This is a genomic window from Streptomyces sp. NPDC088923 (assembly GCF_044749745.1).
GTDB lineage: Bacteria > Actinomycetota > Actinomycetes > Streptomycetales > Streptomycetaceae > Streptomyces.
Genome location: NZ_JBIVIO010000003.1, coordinates 71505 through 84362, shown reverse-complemented (window position 1 = coordinate 84362; position 12858 = coordinate 71505). Strand labels below are relative to the sequence as shown.

The 12858-nt window shown below is 75.4% G+C and carries 13 protein-coding genes; 4 read left to right on the top strand and 9 right to left on the bottom strand.

Translation table 11 applies throughout. The features are described from left to right. Window positions 1-139 precede the first annotated feature (139 nt). Window positions 140-610, bottom strand: a complete 471-nt coding sequence (locus tag ACIP4O_RS15815; RefSeq protein ID WP_401575022.1) for a rhodanese-like domain-containing protein — start codon at window positions 608-610, stop codon at window positions 140-142. 93 nt (window positions 611-703) lie between these two features. On the opposite strand from ACIP4O_RS15815, the gene ACIP4O_RS15810 reads away from it, so the two are divergent. After that, window positions 704-1183 (top strand): Lrp/AsnC family transcriptional regulator, encoded by a 480-nt coding sequence (locus tag ACIP4O_RS15810; protein WP_401575021.1) that lies wholly within the window; start codon window positions 704-706, stop codon window positions 1181-1183. Between the two features lie 12 nt (window positions 1184-1195). Here ACIP4O_RS15810 and ACIP4O_RS15805 read toward each other — a convergent pair whose 3' ends face one another. Together ACIP4O_RS15805 and ACIP4O_RS15800 are read right to left on the bottom strand one after the other, a co-directional pair. Further along, window positions 1196-4201, bottom strand: coding sequence for an AAA family ATPase (locus tag ACIP4O_RS15805; RefSeq protein ID WP_401575020.1), 3006 nt, complete (start codon window positions 4199-4201; stop codon window positions 1196-1198). Beyond that, window positions 4198-5358: an exonuclease SbcCD subunit D gene (locus tag ACIP4O_RS15800; RefSeq protein WP_401575019.1), complete on the bottom strand. Its 1161-nt coding sequence runs from the start codon at window positions 5356-5358 to the stop codon at window positions 4198-4200. The genes ACIP4O_RS15805 and ACIP4O_RS15800 overlap by 4 nt, the downstream gene beginning before the upstream one ends. A gap of 271 nt (window positions 5359-5629) precedes the next feature. Here ACIP4O_RS15800 and ACIP4O_RS15795 point away from each other — a divergent pair, with 271 nt between their 5' ends. Continuing rightward, window positions 5630-6490: an alpha/beta hydrolase gene (locus ACIP4O_RS15795; RefSeq protein WP_401575018.1), complete on the top strand. Its 861-nt coding sequence runs from the start codon at window positions 5630-5632 to the stop codon at window positions 6488-6490. Between the two features lie 198 nt (window positions 6491-6688). On the opposite strand, the gene ACIP4O_RS15790 is transcribed toward ACIP4O_RS15795, so the two are convergent. The 5 genes from ACIP4O_RS15790 to ACIP4O_RS15770 all read right to left on the bottom strand — a co-directional run bounded on the left by ACIP4O_RS15790 (window position 6689) and on the right by ACIP4O_RS15770 (window position 10867). Then, window positions 6689-7411, bottom strand: a complete 723-nt coding sequence (locus ACIP4O_RS15790) for a GNAT family N-acetyltransferase (protein ID WP_401575017.1) — start codon at window positions 7409-7411, stop codon at window positions 6689-6691. A 52-nt stretch (window positions 7412-7463) separates the two neighbouring features. Beyond that, window positions 7464-8486 (bottom strand): transporter substrate-binding domain-containing protein, encoded by a 1023-nt coding sequence (locus ACIP4O_RS15785; RefSeq protein ID WP_401575016.1) that lies wholly within the window; start codon window positions 8484-8486, stop codon window positions 7464-7466. A 77-nt stretch (window positions 8487-8563) separates the two neighbouring features. After that, the gene (locus tag ACIP4O_RS15780; RefSeq protein WP_361334288.1) at window positions 8564-9379 is read right to left on the bottom strand and encodes an amino acid ABC transporter ATP-binding protein; all 816 of its coding nucleotides are present in this window, start codon (window positions 9377-9379) and stop codon (window positions 8564-8566) included. Continuing rightward, window positions 9376-10398, bottom strand: coding sequence for an amino acid ABC transporter permease (locus tag ACIP4O_RS15775; protein ID WP_401575015.1), 1023 nt, complete (start codon window positions 10396-10398; stop codon window positions 9376-9378). The genes ACIP4O_RS15780 and ACIP4O_RS15775 overlap by 4 nt, the downstream gene beginning before the upstream one ends. Before the next feature lie 337 nt (window positions 10399-10735). After that, complete coding sequence (locus ACIP4O_RS15770) at window positions 10736-10867, bottom strand: hypothetical protein (RefSeq protein ID WP_361334283.1); 132 nt, start codon at window positions 10865-10867, stop codon at window positions 10736-10738. A gap of 168 nt (window positions 10868-11035) precedes the next feature. Here ACIP4O_RS15770 and ACIP4O_RS15765 point away from each other — a divergent pair, with 168 nt between their 5' ends. Further along, complete coding sequence (locus ACIP4O_RS15765) at window positions 11036-11437, top strand: DUF6153 family protein (protein ID WP_401575014.1); 402 nt, start codon at window positions 11036-11038, stop codon at window positions 11435-11437. A 119-nt stretch (window positions 11438-11556) separates the two neighbouring features. After that, entirely contained in the window at window positions 11557-12150 is a 594-nt protein-coding gene (locus ACIP4O_RS15760) for a DUF305 domain-containing protein (RefSeq protein WP_401575013.1), read from the top strand. Between the two features lie 18 nt (window positions 12151-12168). Here ACIP4O_RS15760 and ACIP4O_RS15755 read toward each other — a convergent pair whose 3' ends face one another. Next, entirely contained in the window at window positions 12169-12798 is a 630-nt protein-coding gene (locus ACIP4O_RS15755; protein ID WP_401575012.1) for a TetR/AcrR family transcriptional regulator, read from the bottom strand. Window positions 12799-12858 lie beyond the last annotated feature (60 nt).

Genomic DNA, 12858 nt, shown 5'->3' with positions numbered 1-12858 from the left:
CGGGGGGGGGGGCGGGGGGGGGGGGGGGGGGGGGGGGCGGGGGGGGGGGGGGCGCGGCCGCGGGCGGGCCGGGGGGGGGGGGGGGGGGGGGGGCCCCGGGCGGGTCCCCCCCCCCTCCCCGTATCTCCTTCCCGCGCTCTCAGCAGCCGCAGTCGTCCGCGGCGAGCGGGGCCGTCAGTCGGTCCGCCGGTTCGCGACGCGTCACGGCGGGCGCGGTGCCGGTCTCGTACGGGAACCCCTCACGTACCCAGTACTCGAAGCCGCCCATCAACTCCTTGACCTGAAAGCCCTGTTCGGCCAGGACGAGGGCCGCGCGCCGGGCGCCGTCGCAGCCCGGTCCCCAGCAGTGGACGACGACGGGGACCTCGGGGTCGAGTCCGTGGGCGGCGGTCGCGAGGACGGCGGTGGGCAGGTGCCTGGCGCCCGGGACGCGACCCTGGGTCCAGGCCTCCTCGGAGCGGGTGTCGACGAGGACGAAGCCGGGCTCGCCCCCGCCGGCGAGCGCGGCGGCCACGTCGGAGACGTCGGCGGCGTGCGCGAGGAGAGCGCGGAAGTGGGCGGCGGCCGCGGCGGGCGCGGCGAAGGGGCCGAGCGTTGTGGTGGTGTCCATGGCGTCAACGGTACGGAGCGGAGCGGGCCTGCCCCAGGTAAAAAACCCGGCTCTCGTTCCCCCGCACCGGGGAAACCCTGGTATACCCGCGCTATGACACCGCATTCCCCGGCCTCCCCCTTCCCGGTCTCCCCCGACGCCACCGACTGGCGGCTGCTCGACGCGCTCCAGCGGGACGGGCGGGCCTCGTTCGCCGAGCTGGCGCGCGAGGTGGCGATGTCACCGAGCGCGGTGACGGAGCGGGTGCGGCGCCTGGAGGCGGCGGGGTTCGTGCGCGGGTACACGGCCGTGCTCGACCCGGAACGGCTAGGGCTCCCGGTGCTCGCCTTCGTCCGGCTGCGCTACCCGACGACGAACTACAAGCCGTTCCACGACCTCATGGCCGTCATGCCGCAGGTGCTCGAAGCGCACCACGTGACGGGCGAGGACTGCTTCCTGCTGAAGGTCGCCGCGCGTTCGATGCGGGATTTGGAGACGCAGGTGGGGCGGATCGGGACGCTCGGCGCCGTGACGACGAACGTCGTGTACTCCTCGCCGCTGCCCAGCCGGGCGCTGCGCGCCCCGGAGGGCTGAGCGCCCGGCGGCTCAGAAGCCGCGCTCCCGCACCGTCGAGCCCGCCCGCCCCTTGACGACCTCCAGTTGCGCGGGCACGCGGCGGCGCAGTTCGCCGACGTGGCTCACGACGCCGACGCAGCGCTCGCGCTCGCGCAGCCCGTCCAGGACGTCCATGACCTCGTCGAGGGTCTGCTCGTCGAGGCTCCCGAAGCCCTCGTCGATGAAGAGCGTGTCGAGGCGCACCCCGCCCGCCTCGTCGGTGACGACGTCGGCGAGGCCGAGGGCGAGGGCGAGCGAGACGTAGAACGTCTCGCCGCCCGAGAGGCTCGCGGTGTCGCGCTCGCGCCCGGTCCAGGCGTCGACGACGTGCAGGCCGAGCCCGGAGAGCTTGCCGCGCGCCGCGCGGTCGTCGGAGTGGACGAGCGTGTAGCGGCCCTGCGACATGCGGGCGAGGCGCGCCGTCGCCGCGGCGGCGATCTGCTCCAGGCGGGCGGCGAGCACGTACGACTCCAGGCGCATCCTCCGCTCGTTGCGCTTCGCGCTGCCCGCCGCGAGGTCGGCGAGTGCGCTCACGAGCGCGTGCCGGGCGCGCAGCGGGCCGAGTTCCCTGACGCGCGCCGCGAGCGTGGCGGAGAGGCTGCCGAGCGCGGTGGTACGGGAGCGGGCGGCGTCGTGCGCGGACGCGGCGGTACGGGCCGTCGCCTCGGCGGCGCGGACGCGCGCCGCCGCCGGCTCGGGCTCGGCGGGCGGCCTCGCCGCGGCCTCGGCGACCGCGTGTTCGGCGAGCGCGAGGTGGACGGTGTGGGCCTCGCGCGCGTGGGCCTCGGTGCGTTCCCGCAGCTCACGGGCCGCGTGCTCGGGGAGCCTGGCGGCTGCCGCCCGCGCGGGGGTGTCGAAGCGGGCGGCGAAGGCGGCGTCGGCGAGGCGCGCGTCGGCCTCCTTGAGCCGGTCGGCCGTCGTGGCGACGGCACGTACCGCTTCGGCGGCCTCGGTGAGGAGCCGGGCGAGCCCTTCGAGGTGGTGGGCGCGCGCGGCGACGCTCGCGAAACCGCCCCGCGCCTCGGTGGCCTCCGCGCGCAGGCGGCCCTCCTCGGCGTCGAGCGCTTCGCGGGCGCTCGTACGGGCCGCGGCGCGCGTCGCCGCCGCCTCGCGCGCCCCGGCGCGGCGGGTGTGCTCGCGCTCGGCGCGCTCCTCGGCGCGCAGGGCCTCGGTGAGGCGGGCGGCCTCGGCGCGCGCGGCGGCCAGTTCGCGGTCGAGTGCGGCCTTCTCGGCGGCGAGGGCGGCGAGCGACGCCTCGCCGGCGGCCTCCGCCGCGGCCTCGCGCCGCACGGCGAGCGTCCGGGCGTGGGCGGTGGCCTCGCTCGCGGCCGTCTCCGCGCGCCGGTAGGCGGCCTCTGCGGCGTCCTCGGCGGCGCGGTCGGTGTGCCGCGCGGCGCGCCTGGCGGGCTGGGGGTGCTCGGTGGCCCCGCACACGGCGCACGGGGTGCCGGGGCTGAGCTGGGCGGCGAGTTCGGCGGCGATGCCGTCGAGGCGGGCCTCGCGCGCGTCGAGCCAGGCGGTGCGGCACTCGTCGCGGCGGGCGCGGGCACTCGCCTCGGCGGCCTCGGCCCGCGTGTGGTCCGCGCTCAGCTCCTCGTACCGGCGCGCGGCGTCGAGACGGCGCGCCACGGGCTCGGCGCGGCCGGTGAGTTCGGCGGTGCGGGTGGCCGCGTCGCGGGCCGCGGCGACGTGGGCGCGCAGGTCGGCGCGGCGCGCGGGCCAGGCGTCGAGCCATTGCTCGTCCTCGGCGCGGGCCTGCGCGTCGGCGCGGTCCTCGTGGTCGATGGCGTCCCGTTCCCGGACGAGCGCGTGGAGGCGTTCCTCGGCGCGGCGGGCCGAGGTGAGCGCGCCGCGAGTCTCGTCCTGCCGCCTGGCGGCCTCGGCGAGCCCCGCCGCGTCGGCCTCGGCGTGCTCGCGCGGCAGGGCCTCGCGCAGGCGGCGCTCGGCGGCGAGTGCCTCGGCGTGTGCGGTGCTCGCCGACGCGCGCAGGTCGAGTGCGGGGGCGACGGTCTCGGCGCGGCGCCCTGCGTCGAGGCGGTCGAGGTCCGCGCGGTGGGCGGGCTCGCGGGCGGCGAGCGCGTCGGCGCGGACGCGGGCCTCGGCGTGCCGGCGCTGGAGCGCGGCGAGTTCGCGGACGCCGTCGTACGCGGCCGAGGCGGCGTGGTGCGCGGCCTCCGTGTCCTGGTGGCGCAGGCGCGCGATGTCGAGCCGTTCACGGGCGTACGCGCGGGCGAGCGCCGCGTGGGCGAGGACGAACTCCGGCAGCGCGGGGTCACCGGCCGCCGGCGGCTGGCCGGGGGCCTCGTCGCGGGGCAGCGCGGCGGCCTGGGCGACGCGGTGGTGGAGGGCGAGGAGGTCGCTGTCCGCCTGCCGCACCGCCTCGTCCGTCTCGGCCTTGCGCTCGCGCAGGTGGGTCTCGATCTCGAAGAAGCGGCGTGTGTCGAAGAGCTGGCGCAGCAGGAGTGCGCGGTCGGCCGTGTCGGCGCCGAGGAAGCGGGCGAACTGGCCCTGCGGGAGGAGGACGACCTGGCAGAACTGTTCGCTGCTGAGGCCGAGGAGCTGCTTGATCTCCTCGCCGATCTCCTGGTGCGTGCGGCCCAGACCGGTCCAGCCCCGCGCCGGGTCGTGGGCGCGCAGCGTGGTGAGGGCCTTCTCGGTCGTGGTGCCGGTGCCGCGTTTCTTGGCCCGTACGAAGGGGGGCTGCCGGGTGATCTCCAGGCGGCGGCCCGCGACGGTGAAGTCGAGCGTGACACTGGTGCGGGTGCCGGGGGCGGCGTGGTCGCTGCGCAGTTTCTCGCCCTGCGCGGAGACGCCTTGGCGGTCGCCGGGGACCACGCCGTAGAGCGCGTAGCAGACGGCGTCGAGCAGGGACGACTTGCCCGCGCCTGTCGCGCCGTGCAGGAGGAAGAGCCCGGCCTCGGCGAGGCGGTCGAAGTCGACGCTCTGGGTTCCGGCGAAGGGCCCGAAAGCGGTGACGGTGAGGCGGTGGAGTCTCATCGGCGGGCCTCCCCGGCCTGTGCCGCGAGGCGTACGGCGTCCACGGCGGCGCGGAGCACGGCGCGCTCCGCCTCGCTGGGGGCCTCGCCCCGTACGTGCGCCACGAAGTCCTCGGTGATCTCGTGGTCCCCGCGCCCCTGGAGCCGGCGCGCGTAGCTGTGTCCGTCCGGCTCGGGCGGCCGTTCGGGCGCGAAGACGAGGCTGAGCAGGTGCGGGAAGCGGGCGGCGAGCCGCGCCATGGGCTCCTCGGGCCGCACGGAGTCGGTGAGCGTGGCCTCGATCCACGCGCCCTCGTGCGGGGTGTGCGCGGGGTCGGCGAGGAGTTCTCCGAGCGTGCCGCGCAGGCGGGCGAGGGGGCGCGGTACGGGGCAGTCGACACGCTCGGCCGTGAGGTCGCCCGCGCCGTCCAGGTCGATCAGCCACATGCCCTTGCGGTGATCCGCCTCGGAGAAGGAGTACGCGAGCGGGGAGCCCGAGTAGCGCAGCCGCTCGCCGAGCACCTGGCTGCCGTGGAGGTGCCCGAGCGCGACGTAGTCGATGCCGTCGAAGAGCGCGGCCGGTACGGCGCTGACACCGCCCACGGTGATGTCGCGCTCGCTGTCGCTGGGGGCGCCACCGGTGACGAAGGCGTGCGCGAGGACGACGGAGCGGGTGCCTTCGGGGCGGGTCGCGAGGTCGGCGCGGACCCGGTCGAGCGCGGCGCCGAGGACGCCCTCGTGGTCGGCGGGGGCGGCGAACTCATCCTTGACGAGGCCGGGTTCGAGGTAGGGCAGCCCGTAGAAGGCGACTTCGCCGTGCGCGTCGGACAGCACGACGGGCTCACCGCACTCGGCCGGCCTGGTCCGCAGGTGCACCCCGGCGGCGCCGAGCAGTCCGGCACCGACCCCGAGGCGGCGCGCGGAGTCGTGGTTGCCCGAGATCAGCACGGTGGGCACGCCGAGCGCCGCGAGCCGGTGCAGTGCCTGGTCGTACAGCTCGACGGCGGGCAGCGAGGGCACCGCCCGGTCGTACACGTCCCCGGCCACGACGACGGCCTCGACGTCGCGCTCCCGCACCGTCGCCACGAGGTGGTCGAGGAAGGCGGCCTGCGCGTCGAGCAGCGACACCCGGTGCAACGAGCGCCCGAGGTGCCAGTCGGAGGTATGCAGAATCCTCAACGCTCCCCCTTCGCCCGCTCGTTCACTCGCGCACCGCCTGTCGCCCCGCTCCCGCCGCACCCGGCGGCCACCTGACACCTCACGCCCGACAGTCTGCCACCCGGCGGGGAGCGGCTTGCGCGGAGTTGTCGAGAGGGACCGTTTCGGGCGCTGTGGGGCGTTTCGGGCTCGCGGAAGGCCGGGCGCGGTGCCGTTTCACTCGGTCCCGCGCCGAAACGTGCCGAAGCCACGCGACCTTGCGGGAGGTCCCCCTTCCCGAGAGGGTGGGCGCATGATCGTTCCCGCCCTTCCCACCTTCGTCCTCGTCCACGGCGCCTTCGCCAACTCCTTCTCGTTCGCGCCCTTGCAACGTGAACTCGCCCTGCTCGGGCAGCGGTCGCTCGCCGTGGACCTGCCGGGGCACGGCTTCGGGGCGACCTTTCCGCTCGGGTACCAGGCGCCGCAGGACGCGGCGGCGCTCGCGAGCGCGGCGGGCGTGATCAAGGGCGTCACGCTCGCGGACAACGCGGCGCACCTCATCGACGTGCTGGAACGGGTACGGGAGCACGGACCCGTCGTCCTCGTCGCGCACAGCCGGGGCGGGGCCACCGCCACCGCGGCGGCGAACGCGCGGCCCGACCTCCTCGATCAGCTCGTGTACGTCTCCGCGTGGTGCCCCGTGGACCTGCCGGTGGGCGACTACTACGGCGAGCCCGAGATGGCGGGCGTCGACCCGGCGGCGTTCGCCCCGGCGGTCGCCGGGGACCCGGCGGCGCTCGGCGTGCTGCGCGTCAACTTCCGTACCGCGGAGCCGGTGGCGCTCGACGCCTTCCGGGCTGCCTTCGGCGCGGACCTGAGCGACGACGAGCTGCTCGGCTTCCTCAACACCTTCCAGCCCGACGAGAGCCTGGACGCGGGCACACCGGACGACCGGGCCCGGGCCGAGACCTGGGGGACGATCCCGCGCGCTTTCGTCCGCCTGGCGGAGGACGCGAGCATCCCCCTCGCGATGCAGGACCGCATGATCCGCGAAGCGGACGCCCTCACCCCCGAGAACCCGACGAAGGTCCGCACCCTCCCCGGCAGCCACCTGCGCTGGCTCGTCCACCCGGCCGGGGCGGCGGCGGTGCTCACGGAGCTGGCGGCGGGCTGAAGGGCGGGGCAGGGGTCGGGGCACGAGCGGGACAGGGGCCGGGGCACGGGGCGGGTGGAACGGCGGCAGGAGGCGAAGGGGTCGGAGGCTGGCGGTGCGGGTGGGTGACGAGGCGGGGCGGGGCGGGGGCGCCCACAGAGCGCGGCGCCCCCGCCCGGAGGGACGGCCCCCGTCAGCCCCCCGTCAGCCGCCGCCCGCTCAGGCCTCCGCCGGTGTCCGTACCGCGAGGAACGTCGTGCGCCTGCGCAGGGTGAAGCCGATCGACTCGTACAGCCGGATGGCGTGCGTGTTCCGCGCCGACGCGTGCAGGAACGGGGTCTCGCCGCGTGCTCGGATGCCGTGCGCGACGGCCCGTACGAGCCGTGTCGCCAGGCCCTGGCCCCGGAAGCCGGGGTCGGTGCACACGGCGCTGATCTCGGTCCACCCCGGCGGGTGCAGCCGTTCGCCCGCGAGGGCGACGAGGCGGCCCTCCTCGCGGATGCCGAGGTAGGTGCCGAGCGTCACGGTGCGCTCCTTGAAGGGGCCCGGCTTGGTACGGGAGACGAGGTCGAGGATCTCCTCGGTGTCCTCCGTGCCGAGCCGGACCGCCTCGGGCGCGGGCTCGGAGCGCAGCGTGGTGGCGACGAGCTGGACGCCCTGGCCGTGCTCCAGGGTCTCCCAGTTCTCGGGCGCCGCGGGCGCGCCGTTGACGAGGGCGACCGTGCCGGGGCCGAGGAGCCTGGCGAGGTCCGCCCACGCGGCGGGGTCCCCGGGGTCGGCGAGCGCGCTGAAGGCGGCGATGTCGGCGGGGTAGCGTGCCGCGCCGCCGAGCCGCTCGGCGAAGACGGCGTGGGGTCCGGTGAGCGAGGCCCAGGCGGGGTTGTCGAGGAGGTGGGGACTCGGGGGGACGGGGGAAGGGGCCGGCTGGACGCTGGTGGCCATGGCGCGGTTCTGCTCCTGTGAGGTGTGGGATGCTTCGTGCGGGTTCAGCACATCAGGAGTCGCTGAGGGGGAGCCCGGGCGGGTTGATCTCGCTGCGCTCGACGGCCTCGTCGGAGAGGTTCCAGGCGGCGAGCCACTTCTCGTACTGGCCGCCGTCGATGAGGTGGTTGATCGCCCCGGCGAGCGGCTTCGCGAGGCCGCTGTCCTTCTTCGCGGTCGCGGCGATGAGGCCCTGGAGACCGGCGCCCGCGCCCGAGTGGGTGCCGGCGCTGCGGGTCGCGCGCGGGGTGCCCTCGGTGGTGCGGGTGTGGTAGGCGATGGCCGGGTTGGGGCCCAGGTAGGCGTCGATCCTCTTGGCACTGAGCGCGAGGTAGGTGCTGTTGAGGTCCGGATAGTGCTTGACGGTGAGCTTCTTGCCCTCCTGCTTGAGCTGCTTCTGCCACTTCAGGAGGATGCGTTCCTGATTGGTCCCGGAGGCGACGGCGATGGTCCTGCCCGCGAGGACCTCGTAGTCGCCCGTGAAGGTCCAGCGGTCGGACTTGTTCGTCTCGAAGGCGAGGTTGTCCTGCCGGTAGGAGGCGAACTCGTACTTGCGTTTGCGCTCCTCGGTGTCGGTGACGTTCGAGAAGGCGACGTCGACCTTGCCGCTGTCGACGCCGAGGAACATGTTCTCCCACGTCGATTTCTGGATCACGGGCTTGAGGCCGAGGGTCGCGGCGACGAGGCGGCCGAGGTCGGACTCGGAACCGGTGACGGTCTTCTGGTCGCTGCCGATGAAGTTGAGCGGCGGCGAGCCGGCGGGCAGCACACCGACGCCGATGACGAGTTCGCCCTTGTCCTTGATCTCCTCGGGGAGCAGGGCGCGCAGGGCGTCGACGGTGGAGACCTTGAGCGTCACGGGCTTCGCGGCGCCGTTGGAGAGCGCGCCGACGCCGACCCTGCCCGGGGAGGACCCGGCCACGGCCGCGGCGGGCTCGGCGTCGTCACCGCAGGCGGTGAGCGTGGCGGCGAGCGGGACGAGAGCGAGGGCGGCCAGCGAGGTGGTGCGGCGGTGACGGCTGCGGGACGTGGGCATGACGGCGGGGTCCTTGTCGGTGAGGGTGGTGGGGTGAGGGCGGGGCGCCCGTCCGTCGGGGGCGGGGCGAGGTCGCGTCACAGCACCTTGCGGAGGAAGTCCCGCGTGCGCGGGTGGGACGGGTGGTCCAGGACCTGGGTGGGCGGGCCCTGTTCGACGACGCGGCCCTCGTCGAGGAAGACGACCTGGTCGGCGATCTCGCGGGCGAAGCCGATCTCGTGCGTGACGACGACGAGCGTGGTGCCGCTCGTGGCGAGATCGCGGATGACGGCGAGGACCTCGCCGACGAGTTCGGGGTCGAGCGCGGATGTGGGCTCGTCGAAGAGCACCACCTCGGGGCGGAGCGCGAGGGCGCGGGCGATGGCGACGCGCTGCTGCTGGCCGCCGGAGAGCTGCCGCGGGTAGGCGCCCGCGCGCTCGGCGAGCCCGACGCGGGCGAGGAGTCCTCGGGCGAGGTCCTTCGCCTCCTCCTTGCCGAGCCGCCCGGTCGCGACCGGTGCGGCGGCGACGTTGTCGAGCACGGTGAGGTGCGGGAAGAGGTTGAAGTTCTGGAAGACGAAGCCGATCCGGCCGCGCTGGGCGAGGATCGCGCGCTCGCTCAGTTCCTTGAGCCGCCCCTTGTGCGCGCGCACGCCGATGAGTTCACCGGCGAGCCGGACGTGCCCGGCCTCGGGCTTCTCCAGGTGGTTGACGACGCGCAGGAGCGTCGACTTGCCGGAGCCGGAGGGGCCGAGGACGGCGGTGACCTCGCCCCGGCGCACGGTCAGGCTCACGCCCTTGAGCACCTGCTGCGCCCCGTACCACTTCTGCACCTCGTGGATCTCGACGGCGGGCGGGGCCTGCGGTACGGGCTCGGTCGGGCTCTCGGCGGGCGTCGTCGTGGTGGTGCTCACAGCGCGGCCTCCTTGCGGGCCCGGGTGCGCGGTTCGCGGAGCGAGGCGCGCAGTTTCTGGAGCGGGGTCGGTGGCAGGGTGCGCAGGGCGCCGCGCGAGGAGCGGCGTTCCACGTAGAACTGGGCGATCGAGACGAGGCTCGTCAGGAGGACGTACCAGACGGTCGCGACGAGGAGGAGCGGCACGATGTCGCCCGGGTAGGTGGAGCCGAGGCTCTGCACCGAGCCGAAGAGGTCGAGCAGCGAGACGTAGAAGACCAGCGAGGTGCTCTTGACCAGGCCGATGAGCTGGTTGACGTAGCCGGGGACGATGGCGCGCAGGGCCTGCGGGAGGACGATGCGCAGGAACTGGAAGCGACGCGGCAGGCCGAGCGCGGCGGCGGCCTCGTGCTGGCCCTGGTCGACGGAGAGCAGCCCCGCGCGCACCACTTCGGCGGCGTAGGCGGCCTCGTTGAGGCTGAGTCCGATGACGGCGAGCGCCATGTCCGTCGCCAGCCGGCTCTCGTCGAAGGTGAGGAAGGCGGGGCCGAAGGGCACGCCGAGGCTCAACGTCTGGTAGAGCGCGCTGAAGTTGTACAGGAAGAGCAGCAGCACGATGAGTGGCGTGGAGCGCAGCAGCCAGATGTACGTCCAGCTCACCGCGCGCAGGACGGGGCTGCGCGAGAGCCTGCCGAGCGCGAGCACCACTCCGCCGAGGAGGCCGAGCACGGCGGAGAGCGCGGTCACTTCCAAGGTGATGAGGAGCCCGTCGAGGATCGTGGGTCGCAGGAACCAGTAGGCGAAGCGGTCCCACTGGTAGAAGGGGTTCGTGACGAGTCCGTGGACCACCTGTGCGGCGAGGACGAGGACGACGGCGGTCGCGAGCCACCGCCAGGGGTGGCGCAGCGGGAGGACGCGCTCGGTGACGGGCGGCCCGGTGGGCGCCGGCCCGCTTGTGTCCGCGGGCAGTCGGTCCGGCGCCTGCGGGAGGGGATCGGGTGGGCGGAGGGGGGCGACGGCGGACCCGGGCGGTTCGCTCATGGAGGGCTCCTGCGGGAGGGCAGCGGGGCGTGCCGGAGGGCGGACGCGTGCGAAGGAGGCGCCACCGGCGCGCGGCCGGTGTGCGGGGAGGAGAGCGGGACCCGGCCGACGGCCCCGCGCGCGAGGCGCGGGGGGTGGCGTGCCGGGGCGAGGTGGCGCGGGGTGCTGAGGGGGTACGGGAGCGCCTCGGGCGGTACGGGGAGGAGCGGCGTTCCGGCCGTTCGGGCCCCGTGCCGCGCGAGCGGCCCGAACGCGAGCGGTTCAGGCGGGGCGCGACCGCTCCGGCCTGACCCCGGCCGGGCGGCCGCGGGGGCCGGTCAACCGCGCGGGCGCGGACTCAGCGGGAGACGCGCGCGGGGCGCGGGAGACACGAACACAGGGCGCTGTTGACGCGCAGCAGGTCGACGGGCCGGTTGAGGAAGGGCGCGAGGCGACCGCGGTGCCGGGAGACGGCGGACTGAGCCCGCATCGCCGATCACCTTCTTCCCTCGTTCGTCGTTCTCGTCTGCGGCGTAACGTAGGCAGCCTGGCGCGGGGCTGTCAACGGTGCCCCGCATGGTGGACAACTCACCGCCGGGAGCGGCCGGTTCGCGGGACACGCGGCGGCTGCCCGGCGCTTGGCGGCACGACCCGTACGATGGCCCGCGTGTCCCGCCCCCTCCGCCGCGCGCTCCACGGACCTCCCGTGCTCCTGCTCACGGTGCTGCTCGGGCTCCTCGCGATGCACGGCCTGCCGGGGACGGTGCCGCGACCCGCGACCGGGTGGCCGGCCCGGTCCGCGACGGCGGGACACCACGCCTACGCCCGGGGGGCGCACCGCTCCCCCGCCGCCTGCCCCGAGGACTCCCGCGGGCACCTCGCCCACGCCGATGCCACGTGCGCGGCGGCCGGTACGGCGGGCACGTACACACCACCCGCGCCGGGAAGCGCACCGCTCCTCGCCGCTCCGCACTCCAGCGGCCCGGCGGGAGCCGTGACCGGCGAGGGCGCCCGCCGGGCGCCGCCGGGACTCTCCCGACTCCAAGTCCTGCGGATATAGGCGGGATTCACGCGGCGATACCCCCTCACGGGGCCGCCGCCCCGCGCCTGTACCCGAAGGAACCACGGACACCGCATGCCCTGGGCCGCGCCCGGCGTGCGGGAAGGAGTCGTACCCCCATGCACCACACACGTCACACCACCCGCCGGCTCACCACCCTCGCGCTCGCCGCGACGACCGTGTGCGCCCTCGCGGCCTGCGGGGCGCGGGACGGCGGGCCCTCGGGGCCGCGCGGCCACGGCCCGGACGCGGCGGCGCACAACGCGGCGGACGCCGCCTTCGCCCGCGGCATGATCCCGCACCACCGCCAGGCCCTGGAGATGACGGCGCTGGCCGCCGGGCGGGCCTCGTCTCCCGCCGTGCGGAACCTCGCCGCGGAGATCGCGAAGGCGCAGAAGCCGGAGATCACGACCCTCGGACGCTGGCTCACCTCGTGGGGCGAGCGGGTGCCCGGCGCGATGCGCCACTCCGGGGCGCACGCCATGGCCGGGATGATGAGCGAAGCCGACATGAAGGGTCTGGAGAAGTCCAGGGGCGCCGCCTTCGACGCGGCGTTCCTGCGGCTGATGATCGACCACCACGAGGGCGCCGTGACGATGGCCGAGACCGAGAGCGAGCGGGGCGCGCACGGCGGGGCGAAGGCGCTCGCGCGGCGGATCATGACGACGCAGAACGCGGAGATCGCGACGATGCGGAAGCTGGGCGACGGGTGAGGCCGCGCGCGCGGTGACTCAGCCCGCGTCCAGCAAGCGTGCCACGAGGTCCCGCCACCCGGCCTCGATCCGCTCCCGGGGCACTCCGCGCTCGGTCAGCAGGTGGTGGACGAGGACCGCGTCGACCGAGGCGAGCAGGGTGTGGGCCTGGAGGAGCGTGTCGCCCGTGCTGCCCGCCTCGCGCAGCAGCATCGCGAGGTGGGTCTCGCGCAAGCGCGTGGCCGGGATCGCGTAAGCGCGCTCGGGGTCGTCACGGGTGGCGCGCACGACGTCGTAGAACAAGCGGTCGTGGGCGATGAGGGCGGGCCCGAAGGCGAGCAGCCGTTCGCGCGGCGGGGCGTCGGGGCCCAGTGGCGGCGGTCCGCTGAGGAAGGCGGCCTGGAGGCGTGACTCGCGGTGGTCGAGAAGGGCGGCGAAGAGGCCGGCACGGCTGCCGAAACGGCGGAAGACCGTGCCCTTGCCGACCCCGGCCGCCGCGGCGACCGCGTCCATCGTCAGGCGCTCGGCGCCGCACGAGTCCATGAGGGCGGAGGCGGCGTCGAGCAGCAGCCCCTTGTTGCGTACGGCATCGGCGCGCAGTCCGGGAGCGGAGGTGAGCACGGGGAGACCGTTCCCGCTCTCCTCGGGGGGCCGAATGTCGCGCGTCATGAACTCACCGTAACGCTTTCCGCCAGAAGTGGACCCCGGTCCGGATAAGTGTTACAACTT

Excerpts from the sequence above, each read along its gene's own strand:
- ACIP4O_RS15815 (WP_401575022.1), bottom strand. The coding sequence starts at position 610 with ATGGACACCACCACAACGCTCGGCCCCTTCGCCGCGCCCGCCGCGGCC.
- ACIP4O_RS15810 (WP_401575021.1), top strand. The coding sequence starts at position 704 with ATGACACCGCATTCCCCGGCCTCCCCCTTCCCGGTCTCCCCCGACGCC.
- ACIP4O_RS15805 (WP_401575020.1), bottom strand. The coding sequence starts at position 4,201 with ATGAGACTCCACCGCCTCACCGTCACCGCTTTCGGGCCCTTCGCCGGA.
- ACIP4O_RS15795 (WP_401575018.1), top strand. The coding sequence starts at position 5,630 with ATGATCGTTCCCGCCCTTCCCACCTTCGTCCTCGTCCACGGCGCCTTC.
- ACIP4O_RS15790 (WP_401575017.1), bottom strand. The coding sequence starts at position 7,411 with ATGGCCACCAGCGTCCAGCCGGCCCCTTCCCCCGTCCCCCCGAGTCCC.
- ACIP4O_RS15785 (WP_401575016.1), bottom strand. The coding sequence starts at position 8,486 with ATGCCCACGTCCCGCAGCCGTCACCGCCGCACCACCTCGCTGGCCGCC.
- ACIP4O_RS15775 (WP_401575015.1), bottom strand. The coding sequence starts at position 10,398 with ATGAGCGAACCGCCCGGGTCCGCCGTCGCCCCCCTCCGCCCACCCGAT.
- ACIP4O_RS15770 (WP_361334283.1), bottom strand. The coding sequence starts at position 10,867 with ATGCGGGCTCAGTCCGCCGTCTCCCGGCACCGCGGTCGCCTCGCGCCC.
- ACIP4O_RS15765 (WP_401575014.1), top strand. The coding sequence starts at position 11,036 with ATGGCCCGCGTGTCCCGCCCCCTCCGCCGCGCGCTCCACGGACCTCCC.
- ACIP4O_RS15760 (WP_401575013.1), top strand. The coding sequence starts at position 11,557 with ATGCACCACACACGTCACACCACCCGCCGGCTCACCACCCTCGCGCTC.
- ACIP4O_RS15755 (WP_401575012.1), bottom strand. The coding sequence starts at position 12,798 with ATGACGCGCGACATTCGGCCCCCCGAGGAGAGCGGGAACGGTCTCCCC.